Here is a 15,410-nt window from a genome sequence, read left to right as displayed (position 1 = left end):
TTACCTCAGTTGCTCGCGGCGCCAGCGCGCACGCGGATTGCAGCATCGCGGGCCAGCTGGTCCACGCGTTCGTTGTCCGGGTCACCGGAATGGCCCTTTACCCAGCGCCAGTCGATCTGATGGCGTTGCGTGGCTTCATGCAGGCGCTCCCACAGGTCGCGGTTCTTGACCTGATCACCGCCAGCGGTCTTCCAGTTGCGCCGCACCCAACTCGGCATCCACTCGGTGATGCCCTGGCGCACGTACTGCGAATCGGTGAACAAGGTGATGTTGCAGGGCTCGCTGAGTGTTTCCAGGCCCATGATCGCAGCCATCAACTCCATCCGGTTGTTGGTGGTGTGGCCTTCGCCACCGGACAGTTCGCGCTCATGGCCCTTGTAGCGCAACAAGGCGCCCCAGCCGCCGGGCCCGGGATTGCCGAGGCAGGCGCCGTCGGTATGTACTTCAATTGACTTCATAGTGTTCCGTTGAATTCAGGTCGCCACCGGGCCGCGCCAACTGACGCGACTGGCCTTGATCGGGCCGATGAAAGCCTCGGTGCGTTTTTCAGCTTCCAGCACGCACAACGCGCGCAGGGCCGGCAGAGCCGTGCCCGGGGTAGTGCCCGTCTGCGTCCACAGCGGGCCATAGTGCCGCAGCGAGCGACATCGTATGCCTTGCCGCTGCAATAGTGTCCTGCAACCTGCCACCGATGGTGGCCGCGCGCCCTGCCATTGCCAGTGCGCGCGGTACGGGCTGCAGCGGTTGAGTACGGTCATCCAGATCCGCCCACCGGGCATCAACACCCGCGCGCATTCGGACAACAGTGGCTCCAGCTCTTCGGCCGCCGGGTGTTCGATGACGATGGCCTTGACCGATTCGCTTGGCAGCGGCAACGGCAAGGCACAGCGCATGTCCCCTGCCCAGCCAGGTGCCTGCGGGTGGCGGTGCAGGCGCAGCCCCCGCCCCTGTGGCACCAGCTCCGGCAGCCAGGAGGCGTTGGGGGCCAGCCACAGCCACGGTGGCGACGGAAATCCGCGCATCTGTTCAGACAGCAGCCGCTGCTCCCATTCCCGCATCGCCTGCGCCCCGGCTTTCTCAAACCAGGGCGAGACTGCAGCTTGACGGCGGCACGGGGCGGCAGGCATTTTCCAATTCTATGCGACTGATCGCCCTGCCCGCATTCCAGGACAACTACATCTGGGCGTTGCAAACGCCCGATGAGCGCACGATTTTCGTCGACCCAGGCTTAGCCGGGCCGGTATTGGAAGCCGCCGCGCAAGGCATGCAGCCCGCTGCCGTCCTGCTCACCCACCACCACGACGATCATATCGGCGGGGTGGCGGAGCTGCGCCAGCGCTGGCCGCGGCTGCGGGTGCTGGCGCCGCACGATGAACGCATTGCTTTGGATTGTGAACGAGTCAGCGAAGGCGACACGGTAGAATTGTCCGGCTTCGGCTTCACCGTGATGGAAGTTCCCGGTCACACCCGCAGCCATATTGCCTACTACGGCCACGACCATTTGTTCTGTGGCGACACGCTGTTCAGCTTGGGCTGTGGACGCATGTTTGAAGGTACGCCGGCCCAGATGTTGGCCTCGCTACAGCGAATGGCCGCCCTGCCCCCGCAGACACTGGTCTGCTGCGGGCACGAATACACGCTGGCCAATGCCGTGTTTGCGCGGCATGTCGACCCCACCAACGCGGCATTGCAACGCCGCCAACAGGAAGCCTCGGACATGCGCAGCAGTTCTCGTCCTACCGTTCCGGCCGTATTGGCCAGTGAACTCCAATGCAATCCATTTCTGCGTACCACCGATATCGCCATCGTCGCAGCGATCGCGGCGCGGCTTGGTCGCGCACCCACTGATGAAGTGGAAGTCTTCGCCGAATTGCGGCGGTGGAAAGACGGTTTTACCGCATGAGGCGGCTCTGTCTGCCGTTGGCGCTGGGGATGTTGTTGGGCACGGGCAGCGGCACGCTGGCCGCCCAGGGCCTTCCGATCAGCGCCGGCATGACCCAGAACGTCGCCGCGCTGACCGCACTACCGCTGGACCCGGCCTCGCTGCCGGCCGCCACCACCCGCAACGGGCGCGAGATCTTCGCCAACTTCCGTGAGGGGCTGGCCGCACCGCAGTGCGACGCCGAAGCCACCAGCGCACGCTGGCGCAAGCAGTTCTCGCACGCCCCGTCGCGGCTGGGCAATGTCGAGGACGACGCGCTGCCGCTGTTTGGCTATGTCGTCGATGAACTGCGCGCGGCCAACCTGCCGACCGAGTTCGCCCTGATTCCGTTCGTCGAAAGCGGCTACCGCCCAGGCGCCCGCAACGCCAGCGGGCCGGCCGGGCTGTGGCAGTTCATCGCCACCACCGCGCGCAACCACCGCGTACCGATGGAAAAGGGCTATGACGGCCGTCTATCGGCGGTGGATTCCACCCGCGCGGCGGTGCGCTACCTGAAAACCCTGCACGGCATGTTTGCCGGCGACTGGCAGTTGGCGGTGATGGCCTACAACGCCGGCGAGTACCGCATCCTGCAATCGCTGCGTCGTGGCGGCATGAATGCCCAGAACGCCACTGCATCCGAGCTGCCGGGTCTGTCGCCGATCACCTATGCCTACGTCGAGAAGCTGCATGCGCTGGCCTGCGTGCTGGAGCAGGCTGAGCACGAACCCGATCTGATGGCCTCACTGGACCGGCAGGTGCCGATCCTGAAGGGCCACACGCTGCCAGCCAACACCTCCCTGGCCGCCTGGTCTACGCAGAACGCTTTGGACCCGGCCCGCATCGCCCGGCTCAACCCGGCCCTGACCAGTTCGCGCTCCGGCACCCGGGTACTGGCACCGGCCGCCGCCATTGGCAGCGTGGAGGGCGACAACAGCGACAGCGTGCTGGTGGCCACCCGCGATGCCGCACCTGCCAGCGCAGCGCCCGCAGCGGCTGCACGCCGCCCGACCACCGCCTCGCGCACCGTAGCCTCGGCTAGCGCAGGCAGTAATGGTCGCCGTCATACCGTGCGCAGTGGTGAGTCCGCCTGGACCATCGCCCGCCGTTACGGCATCTCGGTCAAGACCCTGTTGTCATCCAACAACCTCGATGCCAGTGCCGTACTGAAGCCGGGCATGGTGCTGCGTTACGAGGAAGGGCGCTAAGCCCGGTAACGGCTGCAGGAGCGGCGTAAGCCGCGAAGCTGGAGGCCATCGAATTGCCGCAATCCGCTCGATCAGATGGATGACCGGTTTCGCAGCAAATGCCGCTACCGCACGCAAACCAGAAGCCCGGCCAATGGCCGGGCTTCTGCGTTTCATGTAGTGCCGAGCCATGTCATGTAGTGCCGAGCCATGCTCGGCAGAAGCATTACCGATAGCTCCGTTGTGGGAGCGGCATAAGCCGCGAAGCTGGGGGCAATGAAATTGCCTGTATGCCTGTAATCGGATGGATCGTTGGCTTCGCGGCTGACGCCGCTCACACGGCTATCGGTTGGGTTTGCCGGTAATGCCCCTGCCGCGCATGGCTCTGCACTACCAAAGACCGCGCCTGTGGGAGCGGCACTAGCCGCGAAGCTGGCGGCGATGAAATCACCTGTATGTCCGCAATCATAAGGATGGTCGGCTTCTCAGCAAATGCCCCTACCGCAAGCAAACCAGAAGCCCGGCCAATGGCCGGGCTTCTGCGTTTCATGTAGTGCCGAGCCATGCTCGGCAGAGGCACTACCGATAGACCTGTTGTGGGAGCGGCATAAGCCGCGAAGCTGGGGGCCATCGAATTGCCGCAATCCGCTCGATCAGATGGATGACCGGTTTCGCAGCAAATACCGCTACCGCACGCAGACCAGAAGCCCAGCCAATGGCCGGGCTTCTGCGTTTCATGTAGTGCCGAGCCATGCTCGGCAGAGGCATTACCGGTAGCCCCGTTGTAGGAGCGGCGTCAGCCGCGAAGCTGGGGGCAATGAAATCACCTGTATGCCTGCAATCGGACGGATCGTTAGCTTCGCGGCTTACGCCGCTCCCACAGCTATCGATTGGGTTTGCCGGTAATGCCCCTGCCGAGCATGGCTCGGCACTACCAAAGACCGCGCCTGTGGGAGCGGCGTCAGCCGCGAAGCTGGGGGCAATGAAATCACCCGTATGCCCGCAATCGAATGGATCGCTGGCTTCGCGGCTTACGCCGCTCCCACGGCTATCGGTTGGGTTTGCCGGTAACGCCCCTTGCCGAGCATGGCTCGGCACTACAAGACGCAAAAAGCCCGGCTGTTGGCCGGGCTTTTTGCTTTCATTCCAGCTCGTTGATCAGAGCTGCGATTCTTCGACCTGCACCTTGAAGCGCTTGCGCATGCCATCGACATACGCCTTGGCTGCGGCAGCGCCATCAATCTGGCTCAGCTGGTCCTTCAGCATCTTCTGCTGCGCTTCCGGCACTTCCGCCGGGTTGCCCGGGGTCACCTTGGTCACCGCAAACACCGCATAACGGCCCGGCTCCATCTCGACCTTGCCATAGCTGGGCTTGTCGCCCGCCGGTGCGGCCGCGGTGAATACCGCACGGTTGGCTTCAGCGGTCGGCATCGGTGCGTTGCGCGGCAGGCCCGGCATCGGCAGCAACTGCAGCTGCTCGGAAGCCGCCAGCGCCTGCAGCGTCTGGCCACCGCTCAACTTTGCCAGCAGCGCGTCAGCTGCCTTCTTCGAGGCCTCTTCGGTCCGGTGCGCACGCACCGCTGCAATCACCTGCTCACGCGCCTGCGCCAGCGGGATCGCCTGCTCCGGGGTGTGCTCGGTAACGCGGATCATCACGTTGTGGTTCGTGCCCAGCTCGATCGGGTCACTGACCGTGCCGTCTTCCTTCAACGCGTCAGAGAACACGGCCTTCAGTACCGCCGGATTGGCCGCAATACCGCTGGCAGTGCCGCGGTTGAACGGACCCAGGGTCTGCACCGGCAGGCCCACTTCCTTGGCGGCCGAACCCAGCTCGGTCGGGTTCTTGTACACCAGATCAACCAGACGGCCGCTCAGCTCGTTGAACGCCTTCTCGCTGTCGGCCTGCAACTGCTCGGCGGCAAGCTGGTCACGCACTTCCTCGAACGGACGGCCTTCGCCACCCTTGATCTCGCGCAGCTTCAGCACGTGGTAGCCGAACTCGGTCTTGACCGGGCCAACCACATCACCGGCCTTCATCGCGAACAGCGCATCTTCGAACGGCTTGACCATCACGCCACGCTCAACCCAGCCCAGGTCACCACCGGCGTCCTTGGAACCGGGATCTTCCGAGTTGGCCTTGGCCAATGCGGCAAAGTCAGCGCCCGGCTGCTTGGCTTCGGCCGCCAGCTTGTTGGCCTTGGCCTCGGCGGCTTTTTCATCGCTGCCGGTGGGAATCAGGATGTGCGAAGCCAGACGCTGATCGGCGCTGACAAAGCGCATCTTCTCGTCTTCATAGCGCTGACGCAGGGTGGCCTCATCGGCCGCAGCTACTGCCGGCATGTTGGCGGCATTGATCTCGACGTATTCAATGGTGGCGCTTTCCGGCTGGCGGAAATCCTTCGGGTGCGCCTTGTACCACTGGTCAATCTCGGCATCGCTGACCGCTGCGGTATCGGCGGCAACTTCCGGCAACAGCGCGAACTCCACATCGCGGGTCTCGCCCAGCAGCTTCAACAGACGCTCGCTCTCACCCTTGGTCACGAAGCCCGACTCGGCCAGTGCGGAGGGAATGATCGATTGCTGCAGGCTGCTGCGCACCAGCTGCTCGAACATGGCCGGCGTACGCGGCGGCATGCTCTGCGCCAGCGCCAGGCGGTACTGGTCCGGGTCGAACTTGCCGTCCTTCTGGAACGCAGGGATCGAGGCGATGTAATCGCGCACGGCCTTGTCACCGATAACGATATGCGCGTCTTCGGCGGCCAGGCGCACAACCTGCTCGTCGATCAGCTGATCGAGCACGGCGCGCTTGTTCTCGGTGGTTTCAAACTCGCGCGGGTCGAAGTTGTCGCCCTGCTGTTCGCGCGCCTGCATGCGCGCCTGCTCGAAGCGGGCACGGAAGTCTTCGACGCTGACTTCGTGGTGCTTCCACAGGAATGACATCGGCCACCACGACGGTGCCGAATTCCACCAGGACGGCGGTGCCGACACCTTGGCAACGTTCTGTGCGCCGACGCCACCGAGGTAGCTGTTGTCGATCACAAACAGGAACGGGATCATCAACAGGCCCATGATCACCGTAACGATCCAGCCTGAGGTCTTGTCGCGAAGTTTCTGCAGCATGGGCAAATCGAGGCCTGAGTGGCGAGCCGGGCAGTTTAACCCGCTTCCTGCCCTGCGCCCAACTCGGCCGCCCCCAACGGCGAGGCAAAAAAAAAGCCCCCGGCTTGCGCCGAGGGCTTTGAGACAACTGGCGGAGCGGACGGGACTCGAACCCGCGACCTCCGGCGTGACAGGCCAGCATTCTAACCAACTGAACTACCGCTCCACATTTGACTCGACCACCACCGGTTACCCGGGGCGCGCGCTCCGAAAAGCGACTTGATTAAATGGCGGAGCGGACGGGACTCGAACCCGCGACCTCCGGCGTGACAGGCCAGCATTCTAACCAACTGAACTACCGCTCCACATTTAATTTTTTAGTTTTCTCTCCCTCTTGAGGAGTTTGAGAAAACAAGGCCCCCGATTGCTCAGGGGCCAATTTGAAACTGGCGGAGCGGACGGGACTCGAACCCGCGACCTCCGGCGTGACAGGCCAGCATTCTAACCAACTGAACTACCGCTCCACACTTTCAAACTGTTACCGCGATGCTTAACTTGGTGGGTGCTGAGGGTTTCGAACCCCCGACCCTCTCCGTGTAAGGGAGACGCTCTACCGCTGAGCTAAGCACCCCAGCTGAGCCGCTTAGTTTACAGCGTCTTTCAGAGCTTTACCAGCCTTGAAGGCAGGATTTTTTGCAGCAGCGATTTTGATCTCTTCGCCGGTCTTCGGGTTGCGGCCGGTGCGTGCAGCGCGCTCGCGAACCTGGAACGTACCGAAGCCCACCAGAGTCACGGCCTCACCCTTCTTCAGGGCCTTGGTGATCTCGGCGATGACGGCATCAACCGCACGGCCAGCTTCAGCCTTGGACAGGTCAGCAGCACCGGCAACGCCGTCAATCAATTCGGTCTTGTTCATTCTGTAAAACTCCCTTTGCGGTAATCCGCGGAATTATTGAGTGGCACCCGTACGTCCCCAAGACGCACGACTGCCGAAGAACCTGCAAACACGCCAGCAAATACCTGCTGCTGCGTGAGTCGCACTTTTATACCAGCGCCCCCCCTACCCGCGCAAGCTGAAAAGCCTTTAATGACGCGGGTTTCAGGGGGTTTTACGTTCACACTTCAATGCTTGACGCGGGCCGTGGGAGCTGCCTTCGACTTGCCGCGAACTGCGACACGCTGCGCACTTTTACCTGCTTTCTTCGGCGCCAGCGGTGTCGCCAGGGCGATATCCAGCACTTCGTCGATCCACTTCACCGGCACGATGGTCAGGTCGCGGGTGACGTTGGCCGGAATATCCGCCAGATCCTTGCGGTTCTCGTCAGGAATGATGACGGTGCGGATACCACCGCGCAGCGCGGCCAGCAGCTTCTCCTTCAGGCCACCAATGGCGGTGACGCGCCCGCGCAGGGTGATCTCGCCGGTCATCGCCACTTCGGCCTTCACCGGCACCTTGGTCAAGGTCGATACCAGCGAGGTGACCATCGCGATACCGGCACTGGGGCCGTCCTTCGGGGTGGCACCATCGGGCACGTGCAGATGCACGTCGTGCTTCTGCAGGAAGTCGACGTCGATGCCGAGGGCTTCGGCACGCGCACGCACGACCGACAGGGCTGCGGTGGCCGACTCCTTCATCACGTTGCCGAGCTGGCCGGTCAGGGTGACCGCACCCTTGCCCGGGATCAGGGTCGACTCGATCTGCAGCAGTTCGCCGCCGACTTCGGTCCAGGCCAGGCCGGTGACCAGGCCGATCTCGTTTTCTTCCTCGGCACGACCGAAATCGAAGCGGCGCACGCCCAGGTATTTATCCAGGTTGCTCGCGTCCACCACCATCAGCGCCTTCGGCTTCTTGGCCGACTTCTTCGCAGCCTTCTTCACCGGCTGCGGGCCGGCCAGGGCGATTTCCTTGACTACCTTGCGGCAGATCTTGGCGATCTCGCGCTCAAGGTTGCGCACACCGGATTCGCGCGTGTAATAACGCACGATGTCGCGGATGGCGTCTTCCTCGATGGCCAGCTCCTCAACCTTCAGGCCATTGGCCTTGAGCTGCTTGCTCAACAGATAGCGCATGGCGATGTTGAGCTTCTCATCCTCGGTGTAACCCGGGATGCGGATCACTTCCATGCGGTCCAGCAGCGGGCCGGGAATGTTCAGCGAATTGGAGGTAGCCACGAACATCACTTCGCTCAGGTCCAGATCGACTTCGAGGTAGTGATCGTTGAAAGCGTTGTTCTGTTCCGGGTCCAGCACCTCAAGCAGCGCCGAGGACGGGTCGCCACGGAAATCCATCGACATCTTGTCGATTTCATCCAGTACGAACAGCGGGTTCTTGCTGCCGACCTTGTTGAGGTTCTGCACGATGCGGCCCGGCATGGAACCAACATAGGTACGGCGATGGCCACGGATCTCGGCCTCGTCGCGCACGCCGCCCAGCGACATGCGCACGAACTTGCGGTTGGTGGCCTTGGCGATGGACTGGCCCAGGGAGGTCTTGCCCACACCCGGCGGACCGACCAGGCACAGGATCGGACCCTTCATCTGCTTCACCCGCGACTGCACGGCAAGGTATTCAAGGATGCGGTCCTTGACCTTGTCCAGGCCGTAATGGTCGGCGTCCAGCGTGTCCTGGGCGACCTTGAGGTCCTTGCGGACCTTGGTGCGCTTCTTCCACGGCACGCCCAGCAGCCATTCCAGATAGTTGCGCACCACCGCGGCTTCAGCCGACATCGGCGACATCTGCTTGAGCTTGTTGAGCTCGTTCTTGGCCTTGGTTTCTACCGGCTTGGGCATGCCGGCTTCGGCGATCTTGCGCGCCAGTTCTTCCATCTCACCCGGCGCTTCATCCAGGTCACCCAGTTCTTTCTGGATGGCCTTCATCTGCTCGTTGAGGTAGTACTCGCGCTGGCTCTTTTCCATCTGCGACTTGACCCGGCCGCGGATGCGCTTTTCCAGCTGCTGCACGTCGATTTCACCATCGACCAGGCCGACCAGCATTTCCAGCCGGTCACCGACCTGCAACGTTTCCAGCAGCTTCTGCTTGTCGGCCAGGCGCACGCCGATGTGCGCGGCGATGGTATCGGCCAGGCGCGTGGGTTCCTCGATGCCGGCCAGGGTCTGCAACAGCTCCGGCGGCAGCTTGCGGTTGGTTTTGACGTACTGCTCGAACAAGGACATCAGCGAACGGGCGATGGCCTCGATCTCACGCGGCTCGCGCGATTCGTCCGATTCGATTTCGATGCCGTGGCCCTGCAGCGAGCCGTCCTGCTCGTAGACCTTGTCCACGGCAACGCGCGACAGGCCTTCGACCAGCACCTTGATGGTGCCGTCGGGCAGTTTCAGCAGCTGCAGCACCTGCGCCAGGGTGCCGACCGTGTACAGGTCGGCCGCCGCCGGGTCGTCGGTTTCGGCCGACTTCTGGGCAAGCAACAGGATGCGCTTGTCGGCCTCCATCGCGCGCTCCAGCGCCTGCATGGACTTGTCACGGCCCACGAACAGAGGGATGACCATGTGCGGAAACACCACCACGTCGCGCAGCGGCAGGACCGGCAGGTCGAGAACTTCGAGTTGGGACTGGGCCATGGGGGCTCCGAGATTCGGTGGAGGCTAAATAAAAAAGCCGATGGCCCCGTTATGGGGCCATCGGCGAGGTGTTGCAAGAGCTTCTGGAAGCTGAACGTGAATAGCAAAATGCCTATTCACATCGCTATGCCCCGGTTCAGTCGCCAGAGGCGGCCTTGGCCGGTTCCGGCGGGGTCTGGTAGACGATATACGGCTCGGATTTGTTCTCGATGACCGACTCGTCCACCACTACCTTGCTGACGTTTTCCTGCGAGGGCAACTCGTACATGGTGTCCAGCAGTACCGACTCGACGATGGTACGCAGGCCACGGGCGCCGGTCTTGCGCTTGAGCGCCTTCTTGGCGATGGCCGACAGCGCATCGGGGCGGAACTCCAGCTCCACGTTCTCCATCTCGAACAGTTTCTTGAACTGTTTGGTGATGGCGTTCTTGGGCTCGGTCAGGATCTGGATCAGGGCCGGCTCGTCCAGTTCTTCCAGCGTCGCGACCACCGGCAGGCGGCCAACGAATTCCGGAATCAGGCCGAACTTGATCAGGTCTTCCGGCTCGACTTCAGCCAGTACCTTGCCGATTTCCTGCTTGCGCTCGGCGCTCTTCACCTTGGCCCCGAAACCAATGCTGCTGGTGTCGGAGGCGCGGTTCTGGATCACCTTGTCCAGGCCGGCAAACGCGCCGCCACAGATGAACAGGATGTTCTTGGTGTCGACCTGCAGGAATTCCTGCTGCGGGTGCTTGCGGCCACCCTGCGGCGGAACGCTGGCAACCGTGCCTTCGATCAGCTTCAACAGTGCCTGCTGCACGCCTTCGCCGGACACGTCACGGGTGATCGACGGGTTCTCGCTCTTGCGCGAGATCTTGTCGATTTCATCGATGTAGACGATGCCCTGTTGTGCCTTCTCGACGTCGTAGTCGCACTTCTGCAGCAGCTTCTGGATGATGTTTTCCACATCCTCGCCCACGTAACCGGCTTCGGTCAGCGTGGTCGCATCGGCCATGGTGAACGGTACGTTGAGCAGGCGCGCCAGCGTTTCAGCCAGCAGCGTCTTGCCCGAACCGGTCGGGCCGACCAGCAGGATGTTGGATTTGGACAGCTCGACGTCGTCGCTCTTCTGACGGCTCTCGATGCGCTTGTAGTGGTTGTACACCGCCACCGCCAGCGTGCGCTTGGCGCGGTTCTGGCCAATCACGTACTGGTCGAGCACCTCGAGGATCTCGCGCGGCTTGGGCAGCGAACTGCGCGCCGACTGCGCCTTTTCCTCAAGTTCCTCACGGATGATGTCGTTGCACAGCTCCACGCATTCATCACAGATGAACACGCTCGGGCCCGCGATCAGCTTACGAACTTCGTGCTGACTCTTGCCGCAGAACGAGCAGTACAGAATCTTGCCACTGCTGTCCCCGGTACGACCTTGCCGGTCTTCGCTCATGCTTCGCTTACCCAGTTGCGTCCCCCTCTGAACAGGGGGTTCAAATTCGAGAATAGCACAGGGCCGGAGGGACATCAGTCCGGTTCCGACCCTGCAAAATAGGCCGCTTTTACTGGCCGTTCAACGCCTCAGGAAGCCTGAATACTCTCTTCCGGACGGCGCTCCAGCACCTGATCCACCAAACCATAGGCCGCAGCCTCGGCCGCGCTCTTGAAGTTGTCACGCTCGGTGTCGCGCGCGATGGTCTCCAGGTCCTGGCCGGTGTGCTTGGCCAGCACCTCGTTCAGGCGCGAACGCAGGGTGAGGATTTCACGGGCGTGGATGTCGATATCCGTGGCCTGACCCTGGTAGCCGCCGAGCGGCTGGTGGATCATGACGCGCGAATTGGGCAGCGCAAAACGCTTGCCCGCGGCACCGGCAGCCAGCAGCAGGGCGCCCATCGAGGCGGCCTGGCCGATGCAGGTGGTGCTCACGTCCGGCTTGATGTACTGCATGGTGTCGTAGATCGCCATGCCGGCGGTGACCACGCCACCGGGCGAGTTGATGTAGATGCTGATTTCCTTCTCCGGGTTTTCCGATTCAAGGAACAGCAGCTGCGCGACCACAACGTTCGCCATATGGTCGTCGATCGGACCGACCAAGAAAATCAGGCGCTCTTTGAGCAGGCGCGAATAGATATCGTAGGCGCGCTCGCCGCGGCTGGTCTGTTCGACCACCATCGGAACCATGTTCAGAGCTTTGGTTCGGTTGTCCATTACGTGAGGCACCTATTTTGGGAGGGAACTCCCCGCGCCAGGCGCGGGGATGGAACACCACCAGATTACTGGCGGATGGCTTCCTGGAACGTCAAGGCCTGCTCGGTGTGCTGGGCACGCTCGGCGATCCAGTCGATGACCTGCTCTTCCATCACGCGGTTCTGCAGGCCAGCCATAAGCTGGGGATCATTGCGGTACATCTCAATGACCTGCTCCGGCTCTTCGTAGGTCGAAGCGATCAGGCGCATGGTTTCGTTCAGGCGCTTGGGGTCCAGGCGCAGCTCGTTCTTGCGGGCCACTTCGCCGACCAGCAGGCCGACCAGCACGCGCTTGGAAGCGGCGTCCTTGAAGCCTTCGTGGGCATCGGCCGGCACATCGCCCGGGTTGCCGCCCTGGCGGCGGATGGCGTCGATCTGCTGGGCCAGCATCGAGCGGGCTTCGTTCTCGACCAGACGCGGCGGCAGCTCGACCGAGGAATAGGCGGCAATCAGCTGCTCACCCACTTCGCGACGCAGGCGGTTCATCAGCGCGCCCTTGAGCTCGCGCTCCAGGTTGGAACGGATGTCGGCGCGGAACTGTTCCACGTCGCCGTTCTTCACGCCGAAGCTCTTGATGAATGCGGTGTCCACTTCCGGCATGTCCTGCTCGGACACTTCGGTGACCTTGACGGTGACCTGCACGGTCTTGCCCGCCAGCGCCGGCACGCGCCAGTCAGCCGGGAACTCGACGTCCAGGGTCTTCTCTTCGCCCTTGGCCAGCCCGACCAGACCCTTTTCGATCTGTTCGAACATCATGCCCTGGCCGATGATGATGGTGCCCTTCTCGACGCCCTCAGCCGGCAGACGCTCCTCGCCAGCCTGCGACCAGGTTTCCAGGCCGACCAGGTCGCCTTCCTGGGCGCCGCGTGCAACCGGCTTCCAGGTGCGGCGCTGGGCGCGCAGGTTCTCGATCATCTGGTCGATGTCGGCATCGCTGATCTCGGCGGTGTGACGCACGATGGTCAGCTTGGTGACATCGACGTCGCCGAAGTCCGGGATCAGCTCGACGGTGGCAACGAAGTCGAACTCGCCTTCGCCGGCCTTGTCGATGCGCGGGTTGCCGGCAATGCGCAGCTCGTGCTGGCGCAGGGCTGCATCGAAGGTTTCACGCAGCAGGCCGTCCAGCGCCTCGGCGCGCACCTGCGGGCCAAAACGCTGCTCGATCACCTTGGCAGGCACCTTGCCCGGGCGGAAACCCTTGATGCGCGCGGTGCGCGCGATTTCGCCCAGACGGCCGCTGATATGCCCCTGCAGGCGTTCTTCCGGCAGCGAGAAGCTCAGGCGGCGTTCCAGATTGCCGGTGGATTCGATCGAAGCTTGCATGTTGACTCCTGCCACCGGCGGCAACGCCCCGGTTCGATGTGATGGATGAAACGGTTGTAGGGCGCGGTTATGCACCGCAGCCCTTTAGTTTGGCCGATATCGCCCGTGGCCGCCAGCGGGCGGACCCATACAGGTTGCTTGAAATGCGCCGAAGCGGGCAAAAACACCGTCGACTGGTGCGAAAGGGGGGACTCGAACCCCCACGCCTTGCGGCACTGGAACCTAAATCCAGGGCGTCTACCAATTCCGCCACTTTCGCAATACTGACTCAGCGCGCCATTGTTGCAGGAGCACCAGCAAAGCGGAAGCCAGCCCCGCCTGCGCGCATCTTCGACAATGGCCGGGCGCACACGCCACCCCGGCTAAGAAAAAAGCCGCCAGATTTCTCCAGCGGCTTTTTGATTTGGTGGGCTGTCAAGGATTCGAACCTTGGACCTATTGATTAAGAGTCAACTGCTCTACCAACTGAGCTAACAGCCCTGAAACTTCGAGGTGAATCTTACACTACAAGAGCGTTTCATGCACCCGCCCAAAACACCGGGCTTACATAAAAAGAGAAAGCCGCTGGATTGCTCCAACGGCTTTCTTGATTTGGTGGGCTGTCAAGGATTCGAACCTTGGACCTATTGATTAAGAGTCAACTGCTCTACCAACTGAGCTAACAGCCCTGAAAATCAGGAGGCGAATATTGCCGCAACCTGACTCTTTTTGCAAGCCCGGATTTTACTCCGATGCTTTGAAACAGTGGGGTGGCTGAGGGGATTCGAACCCCCGACCACCGGAATCACAATCCGGTACTCTAACCGACTGAGCTACAGCCACCACTGAAACCTTACTTAACCTACCGCTTGCACCTGATGGTGCGCCCGACAGGAATCGAACCTGTAACCGCCGGCTTAGAAGGCCGGTGCTCTATCCAGTTGAGCTACGGGCGCTCTGACCGGATTGTCGCACTCCAACACGCGCTTGGTGCGTCGGATGGTCGGGGTAGAGGGATTCGAACCCCCGACATCCTGCTCCCAAAGCAGGCGCGCTACCAGACTGCGCTATACCCCGGCGGTGAATCCTTCCAATGCCCCGGAAAGGTCGGCTATTGTGGGAATTAACGCGGTATCTGTCAACGGTAAATTTCACTTTATTTGATACGGGTATGCTGTGAGCACTTTCGGCCCACTTCACAGCAACGGAGCTTTGCATGCGCAGCGGCAACCCTGCCCTTTCCGAATCAACCTTCCTCGACCTTGGCACTGGCGGCGTGGTCTCACGCAGCGCCGATGCAATGACCATCAACGGCACTGTCAACAAGACAGGCTTCCTGTTGCTGCTGGCGGTATTGACCGCGGCATTTGCGTGGAATGGCACGCTCAGCGACAGCGGCGAGATGTTGCCGGCGGGCAAGATCTACCTGTGGGGCGGACTGATCGTTGGTTTCATCCTGTCGATGGTGACCATCTTCAAGAAGACCTGGGCACCGGTCAGCGCGCCTTTGTATGCACTGGCCGAGGGCCTGTTCCTGGGCTCGATCTCGGCAATTTATGAAGCACGCTTCAACGGCATCGTGTTCCAAGCGGTACTGCTGACCTTCGGCACGCTGTTCGCACTGCTGTTTGCCTACCGCAGCGGCCTGATCAAGGCTACCGAGAACTTCAAGCTCGGCGTGGTTGCGGCGACCGGCGGCATTGCGCTGGTGTACCTGGCAACGATCGTGCTGGGCTTTTTCAATATCCAGATCCCGTATATCCACGGCTCAGGCCTGATCGGCATCGGCTTCAGCCTGTTCGTGGTGGTGATCGCCGCGCTGAACCTGGTGCTGGATTTCGATTTCATCGAAAGCGGCGTTGAGGCCGGCGCACCGAAGTACATGGAGTGGTACGGCGCCTTCGGCCTGATGGTCACCCTGGTGTGGCTGTACCTGGAGTTCCTGCGCCTGCTGTCGAAGCTGCAGTCGCGTAACTGAGGCGGTTGCTGCAGGTTGTGTAGCAAGGGCGCCCGTAAGGGCGCCCTTGCTGTTTGTAGTGGCGAGCCCATCTCGGGGGTGGCAATAACCGGAAAGCCGCGGCCGCGCCAACCACGGCCCAACAA

The 15,410-nt window shown here is 62.3% G+C and carries 11 protein-coding genes and 10 tRNA genes; 3 read left to right on the top strand and 18 right to left on the bottom strand.

All coding sequences use genetic code 11. The features are described from left to right. Positions 1-5: 5 nt before the first annotated feature. Positions 6-458, bottom strand: a complete 453-nt coding sequence (gene rnhA, locus ABE493_RS15515; RefSeq protein WP_346499788.1) for a ribonuclease HI — start codon at positions 456-458, stop codon at positions 6-8. 15 nt (positions 459-473) lie between these two features. Continuing rightward, entirely contained in the window at positions 474-1,022 is a 549-nt protein-coding gene (locus ABE493_RS15510; RefSeq protein ID WP_346499787.1) for a hypothetical protein, read from the bottom strand. Between the two features lie 116 nt (positions 1,023-1,138). Here ABE493_RS15510 and gloB point away from each other — a divergent pair, with 116 nt between their 5' ends. Together gloB and ABE493_RS15500 are read left to right on the top strand one after the other, a co-directional pair. Further along, positions 1,139-1,903 (top strand): hydroxyacylglutathione hydrolase, encoded by a 765-nt coding sequence (gloB, locus tag ABE493_RS15505; protein WP_346499786.1) that lies wholly within the window; start codon positions 1,139-1,141, stop codon positions 1,901-1,903. Beyond that, a complete protein-coding gene (locus tag ABE493_RS15500) occupies positions 1,900-3,129 on the top strand; it encodes a lytic transglycosylase domain-containing protein (protein WP_346499785.1) in 1,230 nt (409 codons plus the stop codon). The genes gloB and ABE493_RS15500 overlap by 4 nt, the downstream gene beginning before the upstream one ends. A gap of 1,137 nt (positions 3,130-4,266) precedes the next feature. Here ABE493_RS15500 and ABE493_RS15495 read toward each other — a convergent pair. The 16 genes from ABE493_RS15495 to ABE493_RS15420 all read right to left on the bottom strand — a co-directional run bounded on the left by ABE493_RS15495 (position 4,267) and on the right by ABE493_RS15420 (position 14,384). Further along, positions 4,267-6,228, bottom strand: a complete 1,962-nt coding sequence (locus ABE493_RS15495) for a peptidyl-prolyl cis-trans isomerase (RefSeq protein WP_346499784.1) — start codon at positions 6,226-6,228, stop codon at positions 4,267-4,269. A 128-nt stretch (positions 6,229-6,356) separates the two neighbouring features. Further along, positions 6,357-6,433: transfer RNA gene (locus ABE493_RS15490), tRNA-Asp, on the bottom strand. 62 nt (positions 6,434-6,495) lie between these two features. Continuing rightward, positions 6,496-6,572: transfer RNA gene (locus ABE493_RS15485), tRNA-Asp, on the bottom strand. 82 nt (positions 6,573-6,654) lie between these two features. Then, positions 6,655-6,731 (bottom strand) — tRNA-Asp (locus tag ABE493_RS15480). Positions 6,732-6,763: 32 nt separating this feature from the next. Continuing rightward, a tRNA-Val gene (locus ABE493_RS15475) sits at positions 6,764-6,838 on the bottom strand. Positions 6,839-6,850: 12 nt separating this feature from the next. Beyond that, positions 6,851-7,123: an HU family DNA-binding protein gene (locus ABE493_RS15470; protein WP_057629314.1), complete on the bottom strand. Its 273-nt coding sequence runs from the start codon at positions 7,121-7,123 to the stop codon at positions 6,851-6,853. Between the two features lie 206 nt (positions 7,124-7,329). Next, complete coding sequence (gene lon / locus ABE493_RS15465; RefSeq protein ID WP_346499783.1) at positions 7,330-9,786, bottom strand: endopeptidase La; 2,457 nt, start codon at positions 9,784-9,786, stop codon at positions 7,330-7,332. A 136-nt stretch (positions 9,787-9,922) separates the two neighbouring features. Further along, a complete protein-coding gene (clpX, locus tag ABE493_RS15460; RefSeq protein WP_346499782.1) occupies positions 9,923-11,212 on the bottom strand; it encodes an ATP-dependent Clp protease ATP-binding subunit ClpX in 1,290 nt (429 codons plus the stop codon). Between the two features lie 128 nt (positions 11,213-11,340). Continuing rightward, complete coding sequence (gene clpP / locus ABE493_RS15455; RefSeq protein WP_346499781.1) at positions 11,341-11,967, bottom strand: ATP-dependent Clp endopeptidase proteolytic subunit ClpP; 627 nt, start codon at positions 11,965-11,967, stop codon at positions 11,341-11,343. 65 nt (positions 11,968-12,032) lie between these two features. Next, entirely contained in the window at positions 12,033-13,328 is a 1,296-nt protein-coding gene (gene tig, locus ABE493_RS15450; protein ID WP_346499780.1) for a trigger factor, read from the bottom strand. Between the two features lie 174 nt (positions 13,329-13,502). Then, a tRNA-Leu gene (locus ABE493_RS15445) sits at positions 13,503-13,587 on the bottom strand. Between the two features lie 145 nt (positions 13,588-13,732). Next, positions 13,733-13,808: transfer RNA gene (locus tag ABE493_RS15440), tRNA-Lys, on the bottom strand. Between the two features lie 112 nt (positions 13,809-13,920). Then, positions 13,921-13,996: transfer RNA gene (locus ABE493_RS15435), tRNA-Lys, on the bottom strand. Between the two features lie 77 nt (positions 13,997-14,073). Then, positions 14,074-14,150: transfer RNA gene (locus tag ABE493_RS15430), tRNA-His, on the bottom strand. A 36-nt stretch (positions 14,151-14,186) separates the two neighbouring features. Further along, a tRNA-Arg gene (locus ABE493_RS15425) sits at positions 14,187-14,263 on the bottom strand. Positions 14,264-14,307: 44 nt separating this feature from the next. Next, a tRNA-Pro gene (locus ABE493_RS15420) sits at positions 14,308-14,384 on the bottom strand. Between the two features lie 139 nt (positions 14,385-14,523). On the opposite strand from ABE493_RS15420, the gene ABE493_RS15415 reads away from it, so the two are divergent. Beyond that, positions 14,524-15,285 carry a Bax inhibitor-1/YccA family protein gene (locus ABE493_RS15415; RefSeq protein WP_346499779.1) on the top strand — a complete coding sequence of 254 codons (762 nt, stop codon included), beginning with the start codon at positions 14,524-14,526 and terminating at the stop codon, positions 15,283-15,285. Positions 15,286-15,410: the final 125 nt, after the last annotated feature.

The organism is Stenotrophomonas terrae, assembly GCF_039674165.1.
Classification (GTDB): Bacteria; Pseudomonadota; Gammaproteobacteria; order Xanthomonadales; family Xanthomonadaceae; genus Stenotrophomonas; species Stenotrophomonas terrae_A.
Note: the sequence above shows the minus strand (reverse complement) of the source record. Positions and strands in the feature narration are given on the sequence as shown.

Bases quoted from the DNA above. Each gene is read 5' to 3' on its own strand.
- rnhA (WP_346499788.1), bottom strand. From the start codon at position 458: ATGAAGTCAATTGAAGTACATACCGACGGCGCCTGCCTCGGCAATCCC.
- ABE493_RS15510 (WP_346499787.1), bottom strand. From the start codon at position 1,022: ATGCGCGGATTTCCGTCGCCACCGTGGCTGTGGCTGGCCCCCAACGCC.
- gloB (WP_346499786.1), top strand. From the start codon at position 1,139: ATGCGACTGATCGCCCTGCCCGCATTCCAGGACAACTACATCTGGGCG.
- ABE493_RS15500 (WP_346499785.1), top strand. From the start codon at position 1,900: ATGAGGCGGCTCTGTCTGCCGTTGGCGCTGGGGATGTTGTTGGGCACG.
- ABE493_RS15495 (WP_346499784.1), bottom strand. From the start codon at position 6,228: ATGCTGCAGAAACTTCGCGACAAGACCTCAGGCTGGATCGTTACGGTG.
- ABE493_RS15470 (WP_057629314.1), bottom strand. From the start codon at position 7,123: ATGAACAAGACCGAATTGATTGACGGCGTTGCCGGTGCTGCTGACCTG.
- lon (WP_346499783.1), bottom strand. From the start codon at position 9,786: ATGGCCCAGTCCCAACTCGAAGTTCTCGACCTGCCGGTCCTGCCGCTG.
- clpX (WP_346499782.1), bottom strand. From the start codon at position 11,212: ATGAGCGAAGACCGGCAAGGTCGTACCGGGGACAGCAGTGGCAAGATT.
- clpP (WP_346499781.1), bottom strand. From the start codon at position 11,967: ATGGACAACCGAACCAAAGCTCTGAACATGGTTCCGATGGTGGTCGAA.
- tig (WP_346499780.1), bottom strand. From the start codon at position 13,328: ATGCAAGCTTCGATCGAATCCACCGGCAATCTGGAACGCCGCCTGAGC.
- ABE493_RS15415 (WP_346499779.1), top strand. From the start codon at position 14,524: ATGCGCAGCGGCAACCCTGCCCTTTCCGAATCAACCTTCCTCGACCTT.